General features: G+C 52.6%; 18 protein-coding genes. 16 read left to right on the top strand and 2 right to left on the bottom strand.

What is annotated here, in order from left to right:
• Positions 1–416: 416 nt before the first annotated feature.
• Entirely contained in the window at positions 417–1,256 is an 840-nt protein-coding gene (locus ACFQ88_RS35780) for an AraC family transcriptional regulator (protein ID WP_379462200.1), read from the bottom strand.
• A 164-nt stretch (positions 1,257–1,420) separates the two neighbouring features.
• On the opposite strand from ACFQ88_RS35780, the gene ACFQ88_RS35775 reads away from it, so the two are divergent.
• From ACFQ88_RS35775 to ACFQ88_RS35710, 14 genes are all read left to right on the top strand, one after another.
• Positions 1,421–3,775: a helix-turn-helix domain-containing protein gene (locus ACFQ88_RS35775; RefSeq protein ID WP_379462198.1), complete on the top strand. Its 2,355-nt coding sequence runs from the start codon at positions 1,421–1,423 to the stop codon at positions 3,773–3,775.
• Positions 3,776–4,268: 493 nt separating this feature from the next.
• Positions 4,269–5,237, top strand: a complete 969-nt coding sequence (locus ACFQ88_RS35770) for an ABC transporter permease (RefSeq protein WP_379462196.1) — start codon at positions 4,269–4,271, stop codon at positions 5,235–5,237.
• 28 nt (positions 5,238–5,265) lie between these two features.
• Positions 5,266–6,138, top strand: a complete 873-nt coding sequence (locus tag ACFQ88_RS35765; RefSeq protein WP_239628569.1) for a carbohydrate ABC transporter permease — start codon at positions 5,266–5,268, stop codon at positions 6,136–6,138.
• Positions 6,139–6,154: 16 nt separating this feature from the next.
• Complete coding sequence (locus ACFQ88_RS35760) at positions 6,155–7,288, top strand: glycoside hydrolase family 88/105 protein (protein ID WP_379462194.1); 1,134 nt, start codon at positions 6,155–6,157, stop codon at positions 7,286–7,288.
• An 18-nt stretch (positions 7,289–7,306) separates the two neighbouring features.
• A complete protein-coding gene (locus ACFQ88_RS35755) occupies positions 7,307–8,824 on the top strand; it encodes an extracellular solute-binding protein (protein ID WP_379462192.1) in 1,518 nt (505 codons plus the stop codon).
• 295 nt (positions 8,825–9,119) lie between these two features.
• Positions 9,120–11,411, top strand: a complete 2,292-nt coding sequence (locus ACFQ88_RS35750) for a glycosyl hydrolase family 95 catalytic domain-containing protein (protein WP_379462190.1) — start codon at positions 9,120–9,122, stop codon at positions 11,409–11,411.
• Between the two features lie 176 nt (positions 11,412–11,587).
• Positions 11,588–12,709 carry a glycoside hydrolase family 88/105 protein gene (locus ACFQ88_RS35745; protein WP_379462188.1) on the top strand — a complete coding sequence of 374 codons (1,122 nt, stop codon included), beginning with the start codon at positions 11,588–11,590 and terminating at the stop codon, positions 12,707–12,709.
• Between the two features lie 17 nt (positions 12,710–12,726).
• A complete protein-coding gene (locus ACFQ88_RS35740; RefSeq protein ID WP_379462186.1) occupies positions 12,727–13,761 on the top strand; it encodes an alpha/beta hydrolase family protein in 1,035 nt (344 codons plus the stop codon).
• 122 nt (positions 13,762–13,883) lie between these two features.
• Entirely contained in the window at positions 13,884–14,051 is a 168-nt protein-coding gene (locus ACFQ88_RS35735) for a zinc ribbon domain-containing protein (protein WP_379462184.1), read from the top strand.
• Between the two features lie 531 nt (positions 14,052–14,582).
• On the top strand, positions 14,583–15,575 hold the full coding sequence (locus ACFQ88_RS35730; protein WP_379462182.1) for a LacI family DNA-binding transcriptional regulator: 993 nt from the start codon (positions 14,583–14,585) through the stop codon (positions 15,573–15,575).
• Positions 15,576–15,710: 135 nt separating this feature from the next.
• The gene (arfA, locus tag ACFQ88_RS35725; RefSeq protein WP_379462180.1) at positions 15,711–17,228 is read left to right on the top strand and encodes an arabinosylfuranosidase ArfA; all 1,518 of its coding nucleotides are present in this window, start codon (positions 15,711–15,713) and stop codon (positions 17,226–17,228) included.
• A gap of 373 nt (positions 17,229–17,601) precedes the next feature.
• Positions 17,602–18,000, top strand: a complete 399-nt coding sequence (locus tag ACFQ88_RS35720) for a hypothetical protein (protein WP_379462178.1) — start codon at positions 17,602–17,604, stop codon at positions 17,998–18,000.
• A 54-nt stretch (positions 18,001–18,054) separates the two neighbouring features.
• Positions 18,055–18,447 carry a hypothetical protein gene (locus ACFQ88_RS35715; RefSeq protein WP_379462176.1) on the top strand — a complete coding sequence of 131 codons (393 nt, stop codon included), beginning with the start codon at positions 18,055–18,057 and terminating at the stop codon, positions 18,445–18,447.
• Positions 18,448–18,532: 85 nt separating this feature from the next.
• Positions 18,533–19,444 carry a hypothetical protein gene (locus ACFQ88_RS35710; protein WP_379462174.1) on the top strand — a complete coding sequence of 304 codons (912 nt, stop codon included), beginning with the start codon at positions 18,533–18,535 and terminating at the stop codon, positions 19,442–19,444.
• Positions 19,445–19,519: 75 nt separating this feature from the next.
• Here ACFQ88_RS35710 and ACFQ88_RS35705 read toward each other — a convergent pair whose 3' ends face one another.
• Positions 19,520–20,359, bottom strand: a complete 840-nt coding sequence (locus tag ACFQ88_RS35705) for a helix-turn-helix transcriptional regulator (protein WP_239628537.1) — start codon at positions 20,357–20,359, stop codon at positions 19,520–19,522.
• A 250-nt stretch (positions 20,360–20,609) separates the two neighbouring features.
• Here ACFQ88_RS35705 and ACFQ88_RS35700 point away from each other — a divergent pair, with 250 nt between their 5' ends.
• Positions 20,610–21,884: an ABC transporter substrate-binding protein gene (locus ACFQ88_RS35700; RefSeq protein ID WP_379462171.1), complete on the top strand. Its 1,275-nt coding sequence runs from the start codon at positions 20,610–20,612 to the stop codon at positions 21,882–21,884.
• Positions 21,885–22,035: 151 nt separating this feature from the next.
• Complete coding sequence (locus ACFQ88_RS35695) at positions 22,036–22,917, top strand: carbohydrate ABC transporter permease (protein WP_379462230.1); 882 nt, start codon at positions 22,036–22,038, stop codon at positions 22,915–22,917.

The raw sequence follows: 22,917 nt of genomic DNA, 5'->3' as shown, positions 1-22,917 counted from the left end.
AAACGAAAATCCTCGTAAAATGCTGGAAAGAACAGCTATTCTACGATAGGCGTGAGTTATCTCAAGAACTTTCCGGAATTAGGGGGCCTAACCGATTTTCGGCAAATAACGGCTTCTGAGTCCGCTCCGTGTGCCGCCAGGCAACTGAGGCCCCCGGTTCAGCCAAGCCTCGGCCTGTCGTGTCGACGAGGGGGTTGAACTACCTCTGCGCAGGGCCAAAACGTATGCCTGGGATTCGTTCGCGTTAGATAATGTGGAACCATGAGGCGAACGGGCGACTCAGCGAAATAGTCGTCCGCTCCGCATGCCTCCGGCCCGAGGATCCGCTAGCGGCTGCCCAGATCCGCGGGCAACTGCGGAACTCGGAGCCTATGCTTCAAAATATACTAAAGGGACCGGTACATACCGGTCCCCCTCTATCTTTGTCCTCCCTGCTGATGAGGGGAGAGGATCATTTTTTTGTAAGTGAGCGGAGCCATCCCGGTGACCTGCTTGAAGGTCCGGTTGAAATGGGTGACGGTCGAATAGCCGACGCGCTCGGAGATGTCGATCATTTTGGCGCTTTCTTCCCGCAGCAGTCTTTGCGCCTCGCGAATGCGCAGCGTGTTGATGTATTCGGGGAAGTGAAAGCCCGTGGAACGTTTGAACAATCGGCTGAGATAATACGGGCTGATGAAGAATTGCGATGAGACCGACTCCAGAGTAAGAGGTTTCGTGTAGTGATCGTTACAGTACTCAATAATTTCGGCCATTTTGCCGCCGAGCGGCTGGGGAGTGACCTGACCGGATTCTTGGCTTATGCGGGACAGGAACAGCAGCAGCTGCACAAGCAGCGCTTCGCAAAATACCGATCGGCCGGGAAGCGCCGCATCGGCGTATTCTTTTTTCATTTGAAACAGCAAGTTTTCGATATAGCTTTGCTGCTGGTTATTGAATGACATAATTTTGCTGCCGGAGCGAAACGGGCTTAACATCAGCTCCAGATCCTCACCCTGAAACCGGCGGAGGAAGCGTTCGGTGAAATAAATGACCGCACGGTCATGACCCAGCTTCCCGCCCTCCAGCGTTTTATGGATGTCATTTTTGTTGACGAATACAACGGAGCCTTTGGTGACGTGATATATATGGTTTTCCAGATAATAGTAGCGTTCGCCGCCGAACAAATAATAGATTTCATAAAAATCATGATAATGGTACATGTCCATGGCGGTATTTTCCGATTGCTTGGAAAAATGAATTTCGAAATCCGACTTCAACGCGGGTTCCCCCCTCCTGGCTAGCATAGCAAAGAGTGTGTCGGACGTGCAAGAGAAAGGAAATTCGGCACCGGCGCCTCGCATTCAACATGAACTTACTAGCGATACGAATCGGATCGGAACTGCGGTCCGTTCATCGCAAGCGCGGAAAGGAGTTACGGGCCATGAACAAATATTTGCTGCGCCTGCTCGGGTTCAGCCTGCTGCTGGGGGCACTGCCTACGATTGCCATAGGTCTTGCATCGTATTACGCAGCTACTCAAGATATCGAGCAAAAAGTAAACGAGGGCAACATGCAGCTGCTTCTGCAAACGCAAATGAGGGTGGAGCAGACGCTCAAATCGCTGGAAATGTCGGCAACACAGCTTGCCAACTCGACATTGGTTCAATCCGCCATGAACAGCAGTCTGACCGGGGAGGATTTCATCCAGGTGCGGGAGCTGACGGCGGGACTGACCAATCTGCAGACGACGGCAGTCGTCAAGCAGGCCTACCTGATCAATTTTGACAAGGACTGGGTCGTTACTCTTGGAGCGATGAAGCCGCTCGGCGGCATGGAAAATAAGCAGGAATTTCTCGCTTACGCCTCCCAGCCGGCCAGCATGTTCTGGAGCACCCGGCATTTAGCGGGCACACCGGCTCCGGCAGAGGAAGAATCCTCTCTGGACATACCGGCCCCGGCCGTACAGCAGGAGCAAGCAGCCGGAATTCCCGCCGATACGGTAAGTCTGGTGGAAAAGATTCCGCTGCTTCCGAAGACGAACACGCCGAAGGGGATGCTGGTCGTGCAGCTGTCGGCTGCCGACATCCGCAGCGCTCTCACAGCCAATGACCGGCTGGGCAGCCAATATATTTTGGATGCATCGGGGCAATCGTTTCTGTCGACACCCGAGCAAAAAGCCGCTTACGGCGACATCGACCGTACGGTGAACGGACTTGTGACCCAATCCGGGTCCAAGGAAGGGATTGTGAATGCAGAGCTGAACGGCAATCCTGTCGCCGTCTTGTACCGAACGTCCGGATATAACGGATGGACGTACGTTTCCGTCGTTTCGATCGCCGAAATGACGAAGGATACGAAAAAAATCGGCTTATATACAGCCGCAGCATGTGCGCTTATATTCCTTGTCGTGCTGCTGATCGGCTATTTCGGGAGCCGGCGCATGTACTCTCCGATTCGCAAGCTGCTTGAGTTTACTCAGCAAATGGACGTCGACTCCGCCCGCACCGGGCCGAAGAGCGACGAGCTTGCCTATATTAAAGAAAGCATCGAAAGCTTGGCCGTATCGAGAACCCGGCTGGAGGAGCAGATGCAGGGGCAATCGGGGCATCTGAAGGAGTTTTTCGTACTCAAGCTGTTCACGGGTCAAATTACCGACGACGATTTCCGGTACCGTTCCCGGTTGTACGGCTTTCCTGCCGAATGGAAGGGACTCGGCGTGCTCACGCTGCAAATCGATCATTTGCAGGAAACCAGGTACCAGGAGCAGGATCGCGAGCTGCTGCTGTTCGCGATCAACAATATGGTCGGCGAGCTGCTCCCGGCGGAGAGCCGCTTCAGTCCGATTTTGCTGGGATCGTCCCAGGTCACGATGCTGGCGCTGCCAACCGCGGAGCCGGGCGAGGCTAGAGAGAGAATGTACGAGGCGGCTGAGCTAATTAGGGGCAAGGTCGAGCAGTATTTGCAGCTGAAGGTCAGCATAGGCATCAGCAGGCCGTTCTCCCGTTTGTCCGAAACGGTCAAGGCCTACGGTGAAAGCACGGCTGCGTTAAAGAGCAGAATCAGCCTCGGCCCCGACATCATCGTCCATTATGAGGATACCGAGAACAACGACAAGGCCGAATCGGCCGTTTATTCGCATTTGAAGGTGATGGAGGATCAGCTGATCCAGGCGCTGAAGGAAGCGAAGCTGGACAAGGCGGTCGACCTGTTCCATCAGTATTTGGCCTCCGTGCTGAATAAAGACGGACTGACGAACGAGCATCCGATATTGCTGATCCAGCTCATGTCGCGCATATTGCAAATTGTGCAGGACGAGGGGATGGCCGTACGGAAAATCGTCGACGGCGAAGCGGCGGTGGAACGGCTCCTGAAGCTGCAAACACGCGAGGAGATTGCGCTCTGGTTCCAATCCCGCCTGTTCGCTCCAATCGTGAAGCTGCTTTCGGAAAAAGCGGAAACTCAATACATCAACATCGCCGACCGGATTGTCAAAATGATTCACGACCAGTACGACGGAGAAATCAGCCTCGAATCTTGTGCGGCTGCATTAAATTTTCACCCCGTCTACTTGAGCCGAGTGTTCAAGAAGGAGATGGGCGTTTCCTTCAGCGATTATTTATCCGAATACCGGATGAATAAGGCTAAGGAAATGCTGGAAACGACGACGATGAAAATATCCGAAATCGGGGAAAAGCTGCAGTATAAAAATATAAGCGCCTTTATACGCACCTTTCGCAAAACGTTCGGTACGACGCCAGGCCAATACAGAGAGCAGCTGGAACAAAACCGGGAGTAGCTCCCGGCGCAAGGGGCAATCCGTTTTGCAGAAAAAAAGGGTACTTTCGGCCGTAAGGAAACGGAGCCGAGGTAGCCCTTTTTTTATCGTAATAGAGTGGTAACCTCGAAGTACTCTAATAGGAGCTTTTCGCATCGTTGGCAGACAGGTACGGGCCGAGAGAAAGGATTGCGCCCTGCACCCTGATGGCTACCGGCATTCGACCGGAACCGACACTATGCTGCAATTAACGCGTCTCGGATTCGAGGTTTTGTGCTGCAGATAAGGAGGCTCCATATGCCCGCATAGCAGCCGCGAAACCAACAAGACATTACCAGCCGCAAGGTTATCCGAAGCGTACGGCAAGGTTGCGTACAAGCTATGCAGCTGCGCAGAAACCGCGTCATACCGGGCTTTACGGCAATGGAGCATGCAGAGAGTTATATGCCGGATATAGCATGCCACTTCCTCCTGTCGGATAATGAGAGCCATAAACAGAGATGGAGGGAAGGACATGAAGATGGATTCGGCATTGCCGGCCGGACAGCGGCGCACGGCGCAGGTTCGATACCGGCCGGCTCATGCGCGGCTGCGCAATATCCTTCGGGACAAATGGCTTTATTTCATGCTGCTGCCGGGAGTCGCTTATTTTATCATTTTCAAATATGTACCGATGTACGGGATCGTCATGGCATTTCAGGATTATAAGCCGTACCTTGGCTTCATGAACAGTCCTTGGGTAGGGCTGAAGCATTTCGAGCGCTTCTTTAGCGAGCCGCAATTTTGGATGCTGTTCCGCAATACGGTGCTGCTCGCGCTGTACAACTTAATTTTCTTTTTCCCGCTGCCGATCGTGTTGGCTCTGATGCTGAACGAGATCAGGCTGGAGCGGTTCAAACGGTTCATCCAGACGCTGGTGTATGTTCCTCATTTCGTCTCGTGGGTCGTTGTCGTGGGGATTTTCTATATGCTGCTGACGACGGAGAACGGGATCGTCAACGAGCTGATCTTCCGGCTGACAGGGGAGAAGATCGCCTTCCTGCTGGAGCCGGAATGGTTCCGGACGATGATCGTCACTCAATCCATATGGAAGGAAGTCGGCTGGGGCACGATTATTTTCCTCGCGGCTTTATCCGGCGTCGATATGCAGCTGTACGAAGCGGCACGCATGGACGGGGCCGGACGCTGGCGTCAGCTGTGGCATATTACGCTTCCTGCCATCCGCAGCACGATTGTCATCTTGCTGATTTTGCGTCTCGGCAACTTTCTGGATTCGGGCTTCGAGCATATATTCCTTATGCTGGCTCCGACCAACCGCGAGGTAGGGGAAGTATTCGATACGTACGTGTATGTCAAAGGCTTGACTCAGGCGCAATACAGCTACAGCGCAGCGGTAGGCTTGTTCAAGTCCGCCGTAGGACTCGTACTGGTGCTGGGATCGAACTGGCTGGCCAAAAAATTCGGACAAGAGGGCGTCTACTAGTACGCCCTGGAAAGGAGATCGACGGATTATGACCTATGATAAAACGTTAGGGAACCGGATCATCGACTGGACCATTTACGTCGTCCTCACCGTTATTGCACTGGTTTGCGTGGTGCCGTTCCTGTACGTGCTTGCCGTTTCGTTCACCAGCCCTCATGAAGTGGCCAAAGGCGGAATCATTTTGTTCCCCAAAGAGTGGTCGTTTGCCGCTTACGAATATATATTCTCCACCGATACGCTGCTGCGAAGCATGCTGGTATCGATCTACATCACCGTAGTAGGAACGATCATTAACCTGCTGTTCACCGCTTTGATGGCTTACCCTCTGGCCAAGCCGCATCTGGAAGGGCGGCGCATCATCCTTCTCGGCGTACTGTTCACGATGCTGTTCGGGGGCGGTCTCATTCCTACCTACTTCGTTGTAAAAAATTTACATTTGACCAACACGCTGTGGTCGCTTATGATTCCAAGCGCGATCAGCGCGTTCAATCTGATCGTATTGAAGAACTTTTTCTCGCAGATTCCCGACGGTCTGGAGGATTCCGCCAAAATCGACGGGTGCAACGATCTCGGTGTTCTGTTTCGGATCGTGCTTCCGCTGTCGATGCCGGCTATGGCGACGTTTTCGCTGTTTTATGCTGTCGCGCATTGGAATCAATTTTTTAATGCCGTCCTGTATATCAACGACAATACGAAATGGCCGATTCAGGTTTTGATGCGGGAGATCGTCATCTTGGCCCAAAGCCGCATCGGCGATACAAGCATTGATGAAGCAAGCATTCAGCCTTTGACGATCCGCATGGCGGTCATCGTATTCGCAACGCTGCCGATTCTGATTGTGTATCCGTTTTTGCAAAAGCATTTTACCAAGGGTGTAATGCTAGGCTCAGTGAAAGGATAGGTGGGGGACGATGACGATGATGTCGCGTACAAATCCGGATCCGGCTATGGCAGATCCGCAGCGTTGGGCCCGGCAGTTCATGGATCGATACCGACAGCCGGACGGAGGCGGCTTTTTGACGAAGCGCTGGCATTACGAGAACGGATGCTTTTTGCGCGCGCTGGAGCTTTGCTGCAAGGCAACCGGCGATGAATCGTATGCCCGGTTTATTAAAGAAATGATGGATCTGTTCGTCCAAGACGACGGTACGATTCTTCATTACAAAGCAGCGGATTATAACCTCGATCAAATCAACCAAGGAAAGCTGCTGTTCTTTCTTCTGGACACGACGGGAGAGCCTAAATATGCCCGGGCTGTAGCGCAGCTCATGACGCAGCTGCAGTCGCATCCCCGTACGGAACAGGGCGGCTTCTGGCATAAAAAAGGGTACGCGCACCAAATGTGGCTCGACGGCTTGTATATGGCGGCGCCTTTCATGGCGCGATACGCCGGCGTGACAGGCGACAGAGGCTGGCTGAATGAAGCGGCCAAGCAGCTCACGCTCGTCTACGAGAAGACGCGCGATCCGCACAACGGCCTGCTTCGCCATGGCTGGGATTCGTCCGGTCAGCAGCAGTGGGCCGACCCGGTCACGGGGCGATCGCCGCATGTCTGGAGCCGCGCGATGGGCTGGTACATGATGGCGTTGGTCGATGTGCTGGAATGGATGCCGGAGGAGCATTCGGAGCGGGGCACATTGAGCCGGATGCTGCAGCAGCTGGCCGAAGCGCTGGTGAAGGTCCAAGGGCCTGTCACCGGCCTGTGGCCGCAGGTTCTCGACCAAGCCGGACGGGAAGGCAATTACCTGGAATCTTCGGGCACGTCGATGTTTTGCTATGCCTTCGCCAAAGGCAGCAGAATGGGGATTTTATCCCCTGAATACAAGCAAGCGGCCAAGAACGGGTACCAAGGCTTGCTCGACCATCTGGTCGTCTTGGACGAGTCAGGGCTGCTGCATTTGACGCACTGCAACAGCGTGGCGGGGCTAGGAGGCAGCCCGTACCGGGACGGCTCCTACGGCTATTACATCGGCGAGGCGGTCGTTCAGGACGATCCGAAGGCGGTGTCGCCTTTTATTATGGCGGGCGTTGAATTGAAGTACACTAAATAAAAACGGAGGGGTTCAACGATGAAAAAGAAGCAAGCAGCCATGACCATGAGTACCGTACTATTGCTGTCGTCCGTACTGGCGGCATGCGGCGGGGACAAGCAAGCGCAAGGGGATAAGCAAGGAGCGGCGGGAGGCAACGCTCCATACCCGTTAACAATGGTAGTCAACCAGGTCGGCGAAATTCCGCCCAAGGACAACGAGATCGAAAAAGCGATCAAAGCTTACACGAATACCGATTTGCAAATTCAGTGGATTCCGACATCGAGCTATGACGAGAAAGTCAACGTAATGATTGCATCCAACGAGCTGCCGAAGCTGATGAAGCTGAACTACACGGCTACGATCGTCGGGGCTTTGAAATCGGATATTTTCTGGGAAATCGGTCCGTACTTGAAAGATTATAAAAACTTGTCGGCTCAAAACCAGCAATTTTACGATAATATCTCGGTCAACGGCAAAATTTACGGCGTGCCTCTATTCCGCGAGCTGGGCCGGGCTGTCATCCATTACCGGAAGGACTGGTTCGACGCAGCCGGCGTTCAGGTGCCGAAAACATTGGACGACTGGTACAACGTCATCAAGGCGATGACGCAGGGCGATCCGGATAAAAACGGCAAGAACGATACGTACGGCTTCATGCTGGACAAAAAATACAATCAGGACGCGGCTTCCACGCTGACCCGTCTGTCCGTAGCCCAAGGCGGACCGAACAAATGGCAGGTGGACGCAAGCGGCAGCTTCGTGCCGGAATTTATGACGACACCATTCTTCGATACGATGAAGCTGTTCCGCAAGCTGTATGAAGAAAAGCTGATCAACCAGGACTTCGCGGTGGTCGATGCGACGGAAATCGATAAAGCGTATGAGTCCGGCCGTACCGCCATCCGTATTTCCGGAGGCAATGCTCAAAGTATTCAAGATAAGCTCGTGAAGGTAGTGCCGACGGCTGTCGTAGACGCGGCGGCCATAGAAGGCCCGAACGGCAGAAGACTGCCTGGAGAGAGCGGCAATGCCGGCTTCCTGGCGATTCCTAAGCAATCGGTTAAATCCGTGGACGAGCTGAAGCAAGTACTGGCGTTCGTAGACAAATTAATGGACCCGCAAATGGCGACTTTATTGGTCAAAGGCGTCGAAGGCAAGCATTGGGAGGATAAAGGAGACGTAACCGTTCCGCTCGATCCTGCGGCAGATGCCAAAGAAGTGAAGCCGTACCGGGATACGCTTCCTCAACGCGGCGAAAGCTACAACATTGCCAAGCCGATGAAGCAGACGGATCTGTTCCGCAAAATCGGCCAAATTACGAAGGACAACGAGAAATATATCGTAGCAAACCCGGCTCTGACACTTGATTCCGCGACCTATTCGGAGCGAGGCAAGGAGCTGGAGCAGATGATAAGCGATGCGCAAACGAAGTTCATCATGGGCAAAATCGACGAGGCAGGCTGGAAAGCCGAGGTCGAGAAATGGAAAAAAGCCGGCGGCGACAAGCTGGCTCAAGAGTATAAAGAAGCCTACGAGAAAAGCAAGAAAAAGTAAAAAAGCAATCGGCCTGCCGAGCACAGGCAGCGGTCGTGCTAGAGGGACTGCTGCAGCATCTCCAGCCGATCCGTTAGCACAAGAGCCACGCATTCCTCGTCAAGGGGAACGCGTGGTTTTTCCATCCAAGCAGCTCATTAAACAAAGCAGACAAATTATCGCAAGAATGGATGGATTCGGACAACAATGCATGAAGTTTTTTGTACATGCATCTTTTATAATGGATGGGGCTTTGCACTTTGCATAGAGACGCTGATCCCAAGTTGAAATCTTTAGTAAAGCGGGGGAAGAGAAGATGAATTCATGTATTTGGTTCAACCGTCCGGCAGACGACTGGAACGAAGCGCTGCCGGTAGGAAACGGCCGGCTGGGCGGGATGGTTTTCGGACAAGTGGACAAGGAACGGATTCAGCTGAACGAGGATACGGTTTGGTACGGCGGACCTAGCGACCGCAATAACCCGGATGCGCTGCGGCATCTTCCTGTCATCCGCCAGCTTTTGTTTGAAGGAAGATTGGCGGAAGCCCACAGGCTGGCTGAGACGGCTTTCTCGGGAACGCCTGCCAGTCAGCGGCATTACATGACCGCGGGCGATTTGCTGATCATGTTTGAAGGTCATGCAGGGGCCGTCGGCAATTACCGCAGAGAGCTTGATTTGAACACGGCTATCGCTGCTACGGCCTATGAGCTGGGCGGGTATCAATATAAACGCGAGACGTTCGCAAGCTATCCGGACGGGATCATGGTGATCCGAATAGAGACGGATAACCCGGGAGGTATTTCCTTTTATTCCCGGTTCGACAGGAAGAAAGCCAAATATATGGACGGGGCCTCCAAAGCGGGAGATAACGCGATCGTACTCCGCAACAGCTGTTACGGCACGGGAGGCACGGACTATGTCATGATGGTCCGGGCACTTACAGAGGGCGGAACCACGCAAACTATCGGAGAGCATCTACTGGTTCAAGGGGCGACAACGGTCACCTTGCTTCTGGCCGGAGCCACCACATTCCGGTATGCCGATCCGGAGCAGGCTTGCACGGAGCTGCTAAACCTTGCAGAAGCCAAGTCTTACGAGGCAATGCGTCAAGCGCATATTGCCGATTACCAGGCGCTGTACAACCGGGTTACGCTGCAGCTTGCCGACACACAGCAGCAGGATGTTGAGAAGCTGTCGACGCCGGAAAGATTGGAGCGGGTGAAGCAGGGACACGACGACCATGGGCTGATGACGCTCTACTTTCAATTCGGCCGTTATTTGCTCATAGCGAGCAGCCGTCCGGGTTCTCTCCCCGCTAATTTGCAGGGGATATGGAACGACCTTATGCTGCCGCCTTGGGACAGCAAGTATACGATCAATATTAATACACAGATGAACTATTGGCATGCGGAGACGTGCAACCTGACTGAGTGTCACGAGCCTTTGTTCGAGCTCATCGAGAGGATGCGGGAGCCGGGAAGGCGGACGGCGCAAGCGATGTACGGCTGCCGCGGCTTTGTCGCTCACCACAACACCGATATTTGGGCCGATACGGCGCCGCAGGACATTTATTTGCCGGCCACCTACTGGACAATGGGAGCGGCGTGGCTATGTCTCCACTTGTGGGAGCATTACTTGTTCACAGGAGACCGGGAGTTTCTTGCCAAAGCTTACGAGACGATGAAGGAGTCGGCGCTGTTCTTCCTCGATTTCCTTGTGGAGGACGACAAGGGCCGTCTGGTGACTTCTCCGTCCGTGTCTCCGGAAAACCGGTACATGCTGCCTAACGGACAATCCGGCACGTTATGCTACGGGCCATCGATGGATAATCAAATATTGGCCGAGCTGTTCACAGGCTGCATTGAAGCCAGCCGGCTGCTGGAGACCGACGAGGAATTCGCCGGACAGCTGCGTGAAGCATTAGGCCGACTGCCGCAAATCCAAATCGGCAAGCACGGGCAAATTCAAGAATGGCTGGAGGATTATGAGGAAAAGGATCCAGGTCACCGCCATATTTCCCATTTGTTCGCCCTGCATCCGGGGAGCGCGATTGATCCTGCCACAACACCGGAGCTGGCTGCGGCTGCTGCACGGACGCTTGAACGAAGGCTAGCAAACGGAGGAGGCCATACCGGCTGGAGCCGGGCATGGATCATTAACTTCTGGGCGCGATTGGGGAATGGAGAGCAAGCTTATGACAATGTCACGGCATTGCTGAGCAAATCAACGCTGAACAACTTGTTCGACAATCATCCGCCGTTTCAAATCGACGGCAATTTCGGCGGGACGGCGGGCATTGCCGAGATGCTGCTGCAAAGCCATGCGGGAGCCATTCATTTGCTGCCTGCGCTGCCATCCGCATGGCAAAGCGGATCCGTGAGCGGATTGCGGGCGAGGGGCGGATTTGAAGTTGCGCTGGAGTGGGAGCGCGGAGAGCTGAAGCAGGCTTCCGTGACGGCGATCCATGGCGGACTATGCCGCCTGCGAGCGTCCTGGAGCATTCGCGTCCTGGATTCGAACGGGAACGCCGTAGCGGCAGAGCGAAACGGTGATATTTTTCAGTTCGAAACGAATCCGTCACATTCCTATACGGTAGTAAGAGACTAATTAATTTGCAGACGGAATTAGGGCCCCTTGTCCGCCTGTTCGAGCCGAGTGGAATAAAATGGCCAGCAAAATAAGACGACTACGCCGCCATTTTAGCAAAAAACGTAAAGTTTCTTACAATGAAATATGCTATGTTTGGTTATATCCAAGCAGCTATGCATGAGGAGGAAAGCACTTTGAGTACGATTTGGTCCGTAGCAATGGCAGAGTCTTTTATGAGAAAATATCCGATTGTATCCGACATGCCTTTCCAAAAAAGAAGAAGCTGGAATTATGAAAACGGATGCGCGCTGACGGCTATGGAACGGCTGTGGCGGACAACCGGAGACGACAAATACTACCGGTATATTAAAGAAAATATGGATCTGTTTATCCGCGAGGATGGAACGATCGCTACCTATGAGCTGAACGAGTACAACGTCGATCAGATCAATCAGGGTAAATCGTTGTTCCTGCTGTACAAGCAAACCGGAGAGGAAAAGTACAAGAAAGCCATCGAGCTTCTGGTCACCCAGCTGAAAAGCCATCCCCGGACAAGCGAGGGCGGCTTGTGGCACAAGAAAATTTACCCGTTCCAAATGTGGCTGGACGGCGTGTACATGACTTCCCCGTTTCTGGCCGCTTACGGGCAAATGTTCGATGAGGCGGAATGGTACGACGACATCGCGAACGAAATTTTGCTGATGGAGAAGGTATCGCGCGATCCGGCTACAGGACTCTTGTATCACGGCTGGGACGAAACGAGAGAAGAACGCTGGGCTAACAAGGAAAACGGCTGCTCGCCGCATTTCTGGGGCCGGGCCATCGGCTGGTATGTCATGGCGATTGTCGACGTGCTGGATTACTTGCCGCTCGATCATCCGAAGCGCGGACAGATCGTGGGCATTTTCCACAGGTTGGCCGGAGCGATCATGCGCGTGCAGGATCAGGAATCGGGCCTCTGGTACCAGGTGCTGGATCACGGAGACCGCAAGGGCAATTATTTGGAAGCGTCGGGCTCTGCGATGTTTGTATGCGCTTTAGCCAAAGGCGCGAGCAAAGGCTATTTGGGCAAAGACGCCTTGCAGGCCGCAAGAAGGGGACATGCCGGATTAGTAGAGCGCTGCGTCGGCAAGGACGAGAACGGGGAGTATTATCTGGATCATATTTGCAGTGTTGCCGGTCTTGGCAATAGACCGTACCGCGACGGCTCCTATGCTTACTACATCAGCGAGCCGACCCGGAGAGACGATCCGAAGGGCTCTGCGCCTTTCATTATGGCATGTCTGGAAATCGAGGCAATGGAATCGGCACTCTAATCCGAGGAGGTATGCAAATGGAATGGAACCCGGACGAGTATCTTCGCAAGCTGTACGAAACCCGCTCGCAGACGCTTGACTTCAAGGCCAAGACGGCAGACCAGTGGAAGGAATGGCGGACGGAGCTAAGGGAGAAATTCGTGGATGCGCTGGGCGGCTTCGGCGATATGTACTCCAAGCCCGAGGCCACAGTCATCGAGCGCGTAGAGTACGACGATTACATTCGCGAGCGGATCGAGCTCAGGACGGCGGATTCGCTCGTCATGCCGACGTACCTGCTTCTGCCCAAAGGCAGGCAGGGCAAGCTTCCTGTAGTAGTCGGGTGCCACGGGCACGGCTACGGGAGCAAATCGGCCGTCGGGCTGCTGCCGGACGGGAGTGAAGCGAACGATGATCCGAACGTTCACCGTAAGTTCGGAATCGCGCTTGTTAGAAGAGGCTTCGCCGTCGTCATACCCGAGCTGATAGGCTTTGGCGACCGCAAGCTGGAGAACGAGGCCGTCGTGAACCGCGATTCGAACTCGTGTTTCCCGATCAGCGTCTATCTGATGATGCTCGGCAAGACGACCGCCGGCATCCGAATTCAGGAGACGATGGCGGCGATCGGCTATGCTGCGGAGCGGGAAGAGCTGGACGCGTCCCGGATCGGCATCTTCGGCCTCTCAGGCGGAGGTCTGGTGGCGGCATTCACCGCCGCACTGGATGAACGTATTCGGGCTGCCGTCGTCAGCTGCTATACGAATACGTTTCTGGACAGCATCCTGTACCGCCGCCACTGCATAGACAATTACATCCCCGGCATACTTCGTTATGCGGAGATGCCGGATCTGGTCGGCCTGATCGCTCCGCGGCCTCTCTTCATCGAAGCGGGGCAGCGTGACGAGCTGTTCCCTCTGCATGGAACGGAGAAGGCGATCGCGCGATTGCAGCAAATTTATGGAGTCGCAGACGCTGCTGAAGGGCTCGACTATCATTTGTTCCCCGGCGGGCATGAGATTTGCGGCGACCGGTCTTATGCATGGCTGGAGCGGCAGCTGCAGGTTCAGTCTTAAGCTTAAAAGCGGTTGAACGGGGGTTCCCTTCTCAGCCGCTTTTTCTTTTTTTGCTATAATGCACAGGCGGTGATCGGTCGATATAAAGGGTATCCATTAAGTTCAAAGGTCGTGAGCACATAATGATCCAATGCCCTAAATGCCTTAAGCCTATCAAGATTCAACAGAAAGCCTGTCCTTCCTGTGGCGAAATCTTCAAGCAGTCGGTTGCAGAGAAATTCGATCAGCTCGCCTACTCTGTAGAAATCGCCCTTAAAAAAGAATTAGAGGCAAGAAAACGGAGACATTAAGCTAACCATTCCCCAGGGAATGTTCAGATAAGGTTGTCCCCTCCATATCGTAATCCATAGGAAGATAGCTTGCCTGAGTCAGATGACCGTCCTGAAAAAGGGCGGTTTTTGCCATTCCCTTAAGCAGATTGTGTTCTAAGGAAGCAGCACGTTGCTCAGCATAGAACAAGAGAGGGAATGGGTGTGGGGTGGAGGAACGGCAGCGACCGCCTTTGAAGCTCGTGTTTCTACCTCAGCAAGCGTGTAATTCAAAGGAACACGACTTCAACAGCGGCCGGAATCCCATACCCAAAATTCCCTCTCTACGCACAAACGTTCATTGTACACTAAGGACTTTGTAGAGTTATTTTGTGCTCCTGGAGCCGTAATATTTTCCGTCTTGACAGATAAGCATCGGCGGAATATATTGGTTATACCACTTCCGTGTGCGTACACGAAACCATCGTATTCGTCGCGGAATGATTTTTTACACCAATGCGGCATTTATGAAATTCAGCCGGATACATCGCAGCAGTCACCTCAGGAGGAACAATGGGAGTTACGATTAAAGACATCGCTGTCATTTGCGGAGTGTCTCCCGGTACCGTGGATCGCGCTCTGAATGGCAGGCCGGGAATCAGCGAGAAGACCAAGGCCAAAATTTTGAAGGTTGCCGGAGAGATGAATTATCAGCCGGATTATATGGCGAGAAGCCTCGCGAGGGGAAGGACGATGACGATCGGCGTCGTGCTGTTCGACTTGTACAACCGCTCCTTCGCCCAGCTGATGAATGCGATAGAAGCCGCATCCCGCAGTCAAGGCTATTTTGTCGATCTGGTGCTTACAGGCAAGGATCCCGACAACGAGAGAAAATGCATTGAGCATTTGATCCAACGCAAGGTGGATGGTATCATCTTGTTCCCGATCAATGAAGGAGAAGCGTTCGACGACTATTTGCAAAGTCTCGGCATTCCCATTGTCACCATATGCAACTATGTCTCCGATCACTGGACTTATATCGGTATCGACGACCGTCAGGCGATGAAAGAGGCGGTTCAATATATTCGCTCTCGCGACTATGAGCGGTTTGTTTATATATGCCCCCCGCTTTCCTACAAGGGAAAGACGAACATTTACACGCAGGAGCAAAGGCTTCAAGGCTGTCTGGAAGGTCTTGCCGAGAGCGGAATGAACGAACCGCCTGTTATCATAACGGACAAAGACTACATCGGCGCTCTCAGCAGAATGGAGCTTGCCGACGGCTCGGGCAAAACCGCTATCGTCTGCTCTTGCGACAGCTACGCTCTGGAGGTGCTGAACCATTTGAAAAGCAGAGGGCTGCGCGTGCCGGACGATGTCGGCCTTATGGGCTTCGATAACATCGATGTGCTGAAGTATGTGACTCCTTCTTTATCCACCGTGGAATATGCGGTAGAGGAGTTCGGCCTGCAAGCCGTCGAATGCCTGGTCGAACAGATCGAACAAGGCACCTCCAGGAAGGTTCCTTTGCTTCCTTACCAGATCATTACCGGACATTCGATATGATCCGGCATCTTTTTTTGGTTATAACCGTGTGCGCACACGAGGCCGGATGCGGCAGCGCACGCACTTTTTTTAAGGTATTTTCGTGTGCGCACACGGTCTATTATAAATACGATAATAGAGAGGATGTAGCGAGCAATGAGCAGCTTTAAGAAGGCGAACATGATTCTCGACAAAGATTTTATTATTTCTACTATCGACAAACGGATTTATGGATCGTTCGTCGAGCATTTGGGACGCTGTGTCTATGAGGGCATTTACGAGCCCGGCCATCCGCTTGCCGACGAGCAGGGGTTCCGTAAGGATGTCATCGAATTGGTGCAGCAGCTGAATGTGCCCTTGGTCCGCTATCCCGGCGGTAATTTCGTATCGGGCTACAATTGGGAGGACGGTGTAGGACCGAAGGAGAACCGGCCGAGAAGGCTGGAGCTGGCGTGGAGAACGATCGAGACGAACGAAGTCGGAACGAACGAATTCGCCGACTGGGCGAGAAAAGCCAACACCGAAGTCAATATGGCCGTAAACCTCGGAACGCGCGGTATTGACGCCGCACGGAATCTGGTCGAATACTGCAATCATCCGTCCGGCTCCTACTGGAGCGATCTGCGGATTTCCCACGGCTACAAGCAGCCGCACAAATTCAAGACATGGTGCCTGGGCAATGAAATGGACGGCCCATGGCAAATCGGCCACAAAACCGCCGATGAGTACGGACGCATTGCCGTCGAGGCTGCGAAAGTGATGAAGTGGGTCGATCCGACGATTGAGCTTGTAGCATGCGGCAGCTCAAGCCGGGCGATGAAAACCTTCGCCGATTGGGAGGCGACCGTGCTCGATCATACCTACGATCACGTAGAGTATATTTCGCTGCATACGTACTATGCGAACCGGGATAACGATACGGCTAACTTCGTGGCCCGATCGCTGGACATGGACCAGTTCATCCGGTCCGTAACCGCCATTTGCGACTATGTCAAAGCCAAGAAGCGGAGCAAGAAGACGATCAACCTGTCCTTCGACGAGTGGAACGTATGGTACCATTCCCACGATGCGGACCGGAAGCTGGAGCCTTGGCAGATCGCTCCGCCACAGCTGGAGGACGTGTATACGTTCGAAGACGCGATTCTCGTCGGTTGTATGCTGATCACGCTGCTGAAGCATTCCGACCGGGTCAAGATCGCCTGTATGGCGCAGCTCGTCAACGTTATCGCTCCGATCATGACGGACAAAGGGGGAGAAGCGTGGAAGCAGACGATATTCTATCCGTACATGCATGCGTCCGTATACGGACGAGGCGTTGCGCTGAATCCTATCGTCCATTCGCAGAAATATGACAGCAAAGACTTCACGGATGTCCCATATTTGGAGTCTACGGCGGTATACAATGAGGAGAGCGACGAGCTAACGATCTTTGCCGTGAACCGCGACCTGAACGAACCGCTGCTGCTGGAGTGCGATATCCGCAGCTTCCAGGGATACCGAGTCGTAGAGCATATCGTATTAGAAAACGACGACGTGAAGGCGAGAAACACGAAGGAGCATCAAGGGCGCGTAGCTCCGCACAGCCGGGGAGACGCCGAAGTGAAGGACGGTCGCGTCGTATCTATGCTTCCGAAGTTTTCATGGAATGTCATCCGCCTGGCGAAACAGCAATAGCCATAATGAACCACTAATTAAGAATGACCACAGAGACAAGTCGTTGACGGCGGCTTGTCTTTTAGTTTTGCAGATAAAACCAATATATATCATAAAATCCATATATTGACTGAAGGTTCGTGAGCATGATACTCTAATGTTGCCCGAACCTAGAAGCTATGCTTACATCGCTACATCAACGATCCTCCCACAGACGCAGTTATCTTCCGACCGCAGACAGACCATCACTCATGAATCCTGCCCCAGTATTTTGTACATTGCTCATGATGCCTGAAACCAGCCTTTTAAAGGAGGTGATGCCCTCTTCTAAACGCAAGCGGTTTTCGTTTTGAAAGCGCATTATTTATCATGTGACCTTAAAGGAGGAATCATTGTGAGAACGAAGCTCAAAACCATGTTAGCTATGTTTACGCTTGTCTTTGCTTTGGCTGCAGGCAGTGCGCAAGCAGCCAGCCCTGTTATGGACTACTGGTCTTATATTTACAACAATGACTCGTATCTTGAAGCGGAGGCGTACACCTCGTACGAGGGCTGTGACGGCGAGTGGTGGGAATGCCAGCTGTACCAGGCCGGCGTAGAAATGACCGTGTATGAGGATAACGTACAAATATGGAACAGCATGGACGTAAGCGATAGTGGCAGCAGCTGGGCTGTCGTATCGACGATCTGGAGCATTCCAGTCGATAGCAGCAAAGCTTACCGTTCTACGGCATACCATTGGTCGGAAGGCTCCTACTTCTCTTGGGGAACGACGACGACCAGCTCGTTTTAACCTTGACCGCAGCAGAACGGAATACCCTATCTTCTATCCATGGGAGGAATATAGATGAAGCCGAAATATAAAACGATAGCAGCCGTTCTTGCTCTCGTTTCCGTCATGGCGGCCGGCAGCGCGCAAGCGAACCCGACCGCAAGCTACTATTCTTACATGAACAATACCGGCGGTTACATTGATGCCACAGCGTTTACCGGCCTGCAATGCTCCGGCACATGCCAGAACTACAGCGTAGGCGTCGAGGCTACGATCACGGAAGACGGCTGGGCCGTATGGTCGGGGAATACGTCCACCGATACGGACAGCTTTGTCGAAGTGGGTACGACGAATGCAATTCCCGTGCAGGAGAACAAGTTTTACTATCTGACCGCTTGGCATGATGCGCATGCCGACTGGTACAATTTCAGAGAAATGACCTCGGCTGTACTGGATACCCGCCCTTAAGGAAAGTACAGCAGGGGCTCCCTCATTGAAAGAAACTCATTGAAGAGGTACCTCCCGGTCAAAAACGCTCAAACAGGAGAAGCTTATGAAAAAACTGCTCTTGCTGTTCCTTCTCGTCCTAGTGGCCAGCTCTTGCGCGAACCGGGAAGCCGTCAAGCCGATGAATACGGACAAGTCGAAAACGTACCGGGTTGGCCTCGGTATGATGGAGAAGCATGCTCTCTACAACCGGGGCTTCACTTTTCAGCTTCAGGAAGGAGAGCCGTTCCGGCCTTCGATACAAATTTTGAACGAGATGCCGGAGACAAACACGTTCGAGCTGTATTTTTTGCTGGATTACAAGCAAACTGCCGTGAACTACGGAGGCAAGCAGCTGAAGACAATTCGTATGGAAACCGCTCCGAACGGCTCCGGCCAGCTTGATGTGGAGCTAACCGGACTTCCTGCCGGGCGCCATGAGCTGCTGCTCGTCGCCGTGCGCAATCCGGATAAGCCATTGATGACCGATCAGCTGGTTAGTCCGATGGAGACGTATTATTACCGTCGCGCCACCCTGTTGATCGGCAGCGACAAAGTGACGGAGCCGGCGTTTCAGGAAGTGGCTGTAGGGCAGCTCGAAGGAAGCAAGGTCAGAAACGTATTTTTGACCCGACCAAAGCCGACGAGCCTAAACGATATGCTGAAACGGTTCAAGCATGAGCCGGGATCGTCCTATGATCTCCACTTCTTTACGAGGCCGGAGGTAGAGAAGTATGCCGTTACCGCTCTCGTCAATAACGAGCAGGCGGAACTGCCCGTTCATTTTATCCGCAAGACGGAGCGGAAGGAGGGCTTGATCTCCCTGCCCTTTGCCTTCGAGCCGCCAAGCGGAAGGCCGCTCAGCGATCTGACGCTCATCGTGGTGGAGAATCCCTTCGAGAGAATCGACGATGAAGCCGGGACCTATACGAAAATTCCGTGGATGGTGTACTTCAACAACAAAATAACGGTTGAGTAAGCACCGTACAGGAACGTTGAAACTGTCCTCAAAGCCAGCTCGTTGGCCTTGAGGGCAGTTTTTGTTGTTTAAGGGTTAAGAAGTGTGAAGCTTTCGGAATTGGTCGGGGGTCATGCCGACTGTCTTGCGGAATGTGGCCGTAAAATGGCTGACATCCAAAAAGCCTACGTCTTTGGCGATTTCTTTGATGCTTGTCTGTCTTTGGGCTACGAGAGCCTCCTTCGACTTTTGAATGCGAAGCCGGATCAAGTACGAATAAGGACTGATGCCGAAGGTGCTTCGGAACAATTTGTTCAAATGCTGCGGACTCATATGTACTCGCTGCGCCATCGTATCGAGCGTAATGTTCTCGTCCCGGCACACTTCATCCAGCCAGTTCAGAAGCGGCTTCAACCTTGAGTACAGCCGGGATAGCGAGGTCTGGTTATTCGTTTGGCCGTATTTTTTGAGGCATATCAAAAACTGGTACAGCTCGATCGAGCAATCCAATTCGGAGAAATCCGAATCTATTTTTATTTTGTCCAAAATCCGTTCCAGAATGGTTGCGAGCGGTGATTGTTCTTCCCATTTATACAGGGAGGACAGATGAAGACCAAGCGAAGTCAAGATCGATTGGATCTGGTCTCCGCCGAAGGTGATATACATGGTAGTCCAAACGGGTGTGCGAGCCTCGTAGTAATGAGGAATATGGGGTATAAGCAGAATGCCTTGATTGGTAGGGAGCAGAAACCGTTCGTTGCCGAAAGTGAATTCTCCTTCTCCGTCGATGGTCTGGAGCCAGTGAAAATAAGGATAACCTTCGTTCCTGTAAATATTTTCCTGATGGGACATTATACCGATGCTTTCAACGTAGAAGGGGAGCTGCTGATCCAAGGCGGACAGCAGGAACATTTTGCGAAAAGATGGGATCGTCATAGCAGAGTCTCCTTTTAATCTCTTTTCTCAATATTCACATTCTCATATATATTCCGAATTATATTATATTTTCAATTCATTTCAAGATCTTATAATAAGAATATGCCACATATCAGGACAGACAGCATGGACCTACCGGAGCGTTTTTTGGGAGGTGGTTGTACCTATTTGTAAACGCTTTATCCTCGCATTTGTTCGTCAATTCAGGTTGAGAAACGTCTTTCCATTATGAATGTAGGGGGAATAGCCCATGGTCGTCAAAAAATGGATTAGCCTCATCATCATTTCATTATTGCTGTTTACGGCAATCGGATGCAGCAGCCAGCCGGCTGCCAATTCACAGGATCCGGGTACCAAGGGTAAAATCACACTGACTTTATGGTATTGGAACAAATCGATTGATGACGAGCTGTTGGCACAGGCGAGCAAGCAGTTTCCTAACATTGAACTGAAAACGGAAAAAATCGGCGGCGACTTCAAGGCGAAGCTGACGACCACATTGGCTGGCGGAGCCGGCGGTCCCGATATTATAGGCTTGAACACATGGATTGGGGAGTTTTTCCCGAATGCCAACAAATTCGTGAACCTTTACGAGCTGGGAGCCAAGGAGCTGGAGAAGGATTATTTGAAATGGAAATGGAGCCAAGCGGTGACGCCGGACGGGAAGTCTCTCATTGCGCTGCCAATGGATACAGGGCCGACGGCATTGTTCTACCGTCAGGATTTGTTCCAGAAAGCGGGCTTGCCGACGGAGCCGGCTGAAGTGGCGGCCAAATTGAAAACATGGGAAGACTACATAGAAGCGGGTAAAAAGGTGAAGGCGGCTACGAACGCTTACATGACGGATACGATTACAACGGTATTCAGCCAAGCGTTAAGCCAAGGCGATAAGCTGTATTTCGATACGTCAGACAAGTTTATCGGTGATCAGGAGCATGTGAAGAAGGCATGGGATTATGCTGCTGCTGTGCAAAAATTCGATTTGAGCGCCAAGCTCGACCGTTCGACGCCGGAATGGAACGCGGCCCTGAGCAACGGATCGATAGCGTCATTCGTTGGTGCGGTATGGATGAAGAGCATCTTGAAGGACGCTTCGCCGGATACGGCCGGCAAATGGCGTATCGCCCGTGCTCCGGGAGGAGACGGCAACAACGGCGGATCGTTCATCAGCATACTAAAAACGTCGAAGCATCCGAAGGAAGCTTACGAGGTCATCAAATGGTTAATGAATCCGCAAAATCAGCTGCAATCGTACGTCACGATGGATTTGTTCCCGTCTACGCCGAGCGTGTACAGCGATGCCAAAATGGCTCGTTCGGAAGATTACTTCGGCGGTCAGAAAACGGGAGAAATTTTCTCCAAAGCAGCCGAGAATGTCAAGGTTGCTTATCGCGGTCCTAAATTTTCCGTTCCCGACACGGTGTTCCTGAAAGAAGAACTGCCTCTTATTGAGAAGCAGGGGAAAGATCCGGAGAAGTCGTGGACCGATGCGATAACGAAAATCAAGAAGGAGCTCTCGCGCTAACCGTTAACGGCTGTCAGGGGATTCGCAGGTTAAAGAAGAGTCCCCTTTCTTTTCATGAATCAGCTTATAAAAGGAGGAGGCACCGGTTATGAATAACGCGGAAGCTCCCGTAAGCTCCCGGGCGGGCTACGAATTGAAGAAGGGAAGGCAGCTGTGGCGGGAAATATACCGGAATCGAGCCATCTACCTGTTTATTTCTCCTTTTTACATATTATTTGCCGTATTTGGCTTATTCCCGATTGTGTTCTCCCTCTATCTGGCGTTCCACAAATGGGACGGCATCGGCGAGATGGAGTTCGTCGGGTTGAATCAATTCCGTTATTTGCTGGAGGATGCGAACTTCTGGCAGTCGATATGGAATACGCTGCAAATCTGGGCGTTCTCGACGATTCCTATGCTGTTCATGGCGCTGGTTATCGCCTTTATGCTTCATTCGGCGCTTGTGAAATATAAGGACTTTTACCGTATCAGCTTCTTCCTGCCCAATGTCACGTCAATCGTTGCGGTTGCTATCGTCTTCGGTACGCTGTTCGGCAACCGCTACGGCTTCTTGAACTTTATTATTACTTCCTTGGGATTGGAGCCCGTTCAATGGCTAGATTCGCCGTTTTGGATCAAGATCGCCATTTCCTCCATGGTTGTCTGGCGTTGGACAGGGTATAACGCCATCATTTATTTGGCCGGATTGCAGAGCATTCCGAGCGTTTTATACGAGGCTGCACGGATTGACGGGGCAAGCCCTATGCAGACGTTTTTCGGCATCACCATTCCGTTGATCAAGCCGGTCATTTTGTTTACCGTCATCACTTCAACCATCGGCGGAATGCAAATTTTTACCGAGTCTCAAGTATTTATGGGCGATAGCGGAGGACCCGGGGGCGGCGGGATGACGATCGTTCTTTACTTGTATCAGCAGGCGTTCACGAAAAACTTGTTCGGATACGGCTCGGCTGTAGCCTGGGGGCTGTTTGTTATCATCGGGCTGTTCTCGGTGTTGAACTGGGCCATCGTTCAGCGAAGCGGATCAAAGTAA

It is taken from the genome of Paenibacillus sp. NPDC056579 (genome assembly GCF_042793215.1).
GTDB lineage: Bacteria > Bacillota > Bacilli > Paenibacillales > NBRC-103111 > Paenibacillus_S.
The sequence above is the reverse complement of the archived record's forward strand: the minus strand, read 5'-3'. Positions and strand labels throughout refer to the sequence as shown.

Excerpts from the sequence above, each read along its gene's own strand:
- ACFQ88_RS35775 (WP_379462198.1), top strand. The coding sequence starts at position 1,421 with ATGAACAAATATTTGCTGCGCCTGCTCGGGTTCAGCCTGCTGCTGGGG.
- ACFQ88_RS35770 (WP_379462196.1), top strand. The coding sequence starts at position 4,269 with ATGAAGATGGATTCGGCATTGCCGGCCGGACAGCGGCGCACGGCGCAG.
- ACFQ88_RS35765 (WP_239628569.1), top strand. The coding sequence starts at position 5,266 with ATGACCTATGATAAAACGTTAGGGAACCGGATCATCGACTGGACCATT.
- ACFQ88_RS35760 (WP_379462194.1), top strand. The coding sequence starts at position 6,155 with ATGATGTCGCGTACAAATCCGGATCCGGCTATGGCAGATCCGCAGCGT.
- ACFQ88_RS35755 (WP_379462192.1), top strand. The coding sequence starts at position 7,307 with ATGAAAAAGAAGCAAGCAGCCATGACCATGAGTACCGTACTATTGCTG.
- ACFQ88_RS35750 (WP_379462190.1), top strand. The coding sequence starts at position 9,120 with ATGAATTCATGTATTTGGTTCAACCGTCCGGCAGACGACTGGAACGAA.
- ACFQ88_RS35740 (WP_379462186.1), top strand. The coding sequence starts at position 12,727 with ATGGAATGGAACCCGGACGAGTATCTTCGCAAGCTGTACGAAACCCGC.
- ACFQ88_RS35735 (WP_379462184.1), top strand. The coding sequence starts at position 13,884 with ATGATCCAATGCCCTAAATGCCTTAAGCCTATCAAGATTCAACAGAAA.
- ACFQ88_RS35730 (WP_379462182.1), top strand. The coding sequence starts at position 14,583 with ATGGGAGTTACGATTAAAGACATCGCTGTCATTTGCGGAGTGTCTCCC.
- arfA (WP_379462180.1), top strand. The coding sequence starts at position 15,711 with ATGAGCAGCTTTAAGAAGGCGAACATGATTCTCGACAAAGATTTTATT.
- ACFQ88_RS35715 (WP_379462176.1), top strand. The coding sequence starts at position 18,055 with ATGAAGCCGAAATATAAAACGATAGCAGCCGTTCTTGCTCTCGTTTCC.
- ACFQ88_RS35710 (WP_379462174.1), top strand. The coding sequence starts at position 18,533 with ATGAAAAAACTGCTCTTGCTGTTCCTTCTCGTCCTAGTGGCCAGCTCT.
- ACFQ88_RS35705 (WP_239628537.1), bottom strand. The coding sequence starts at position 20,359 with ATGACGATCCCATCTTTTCGCAAAATGTTCCTGCTGTCCGCCTTGGAT.
- ACFQ88_RS35700 (WP_379462171.1), top strand. The coding sequence starts at position 20,610 with ATGGTCGTCAAAAAATGGATTAGCCTCATCATCATTTCATTATTGCTG.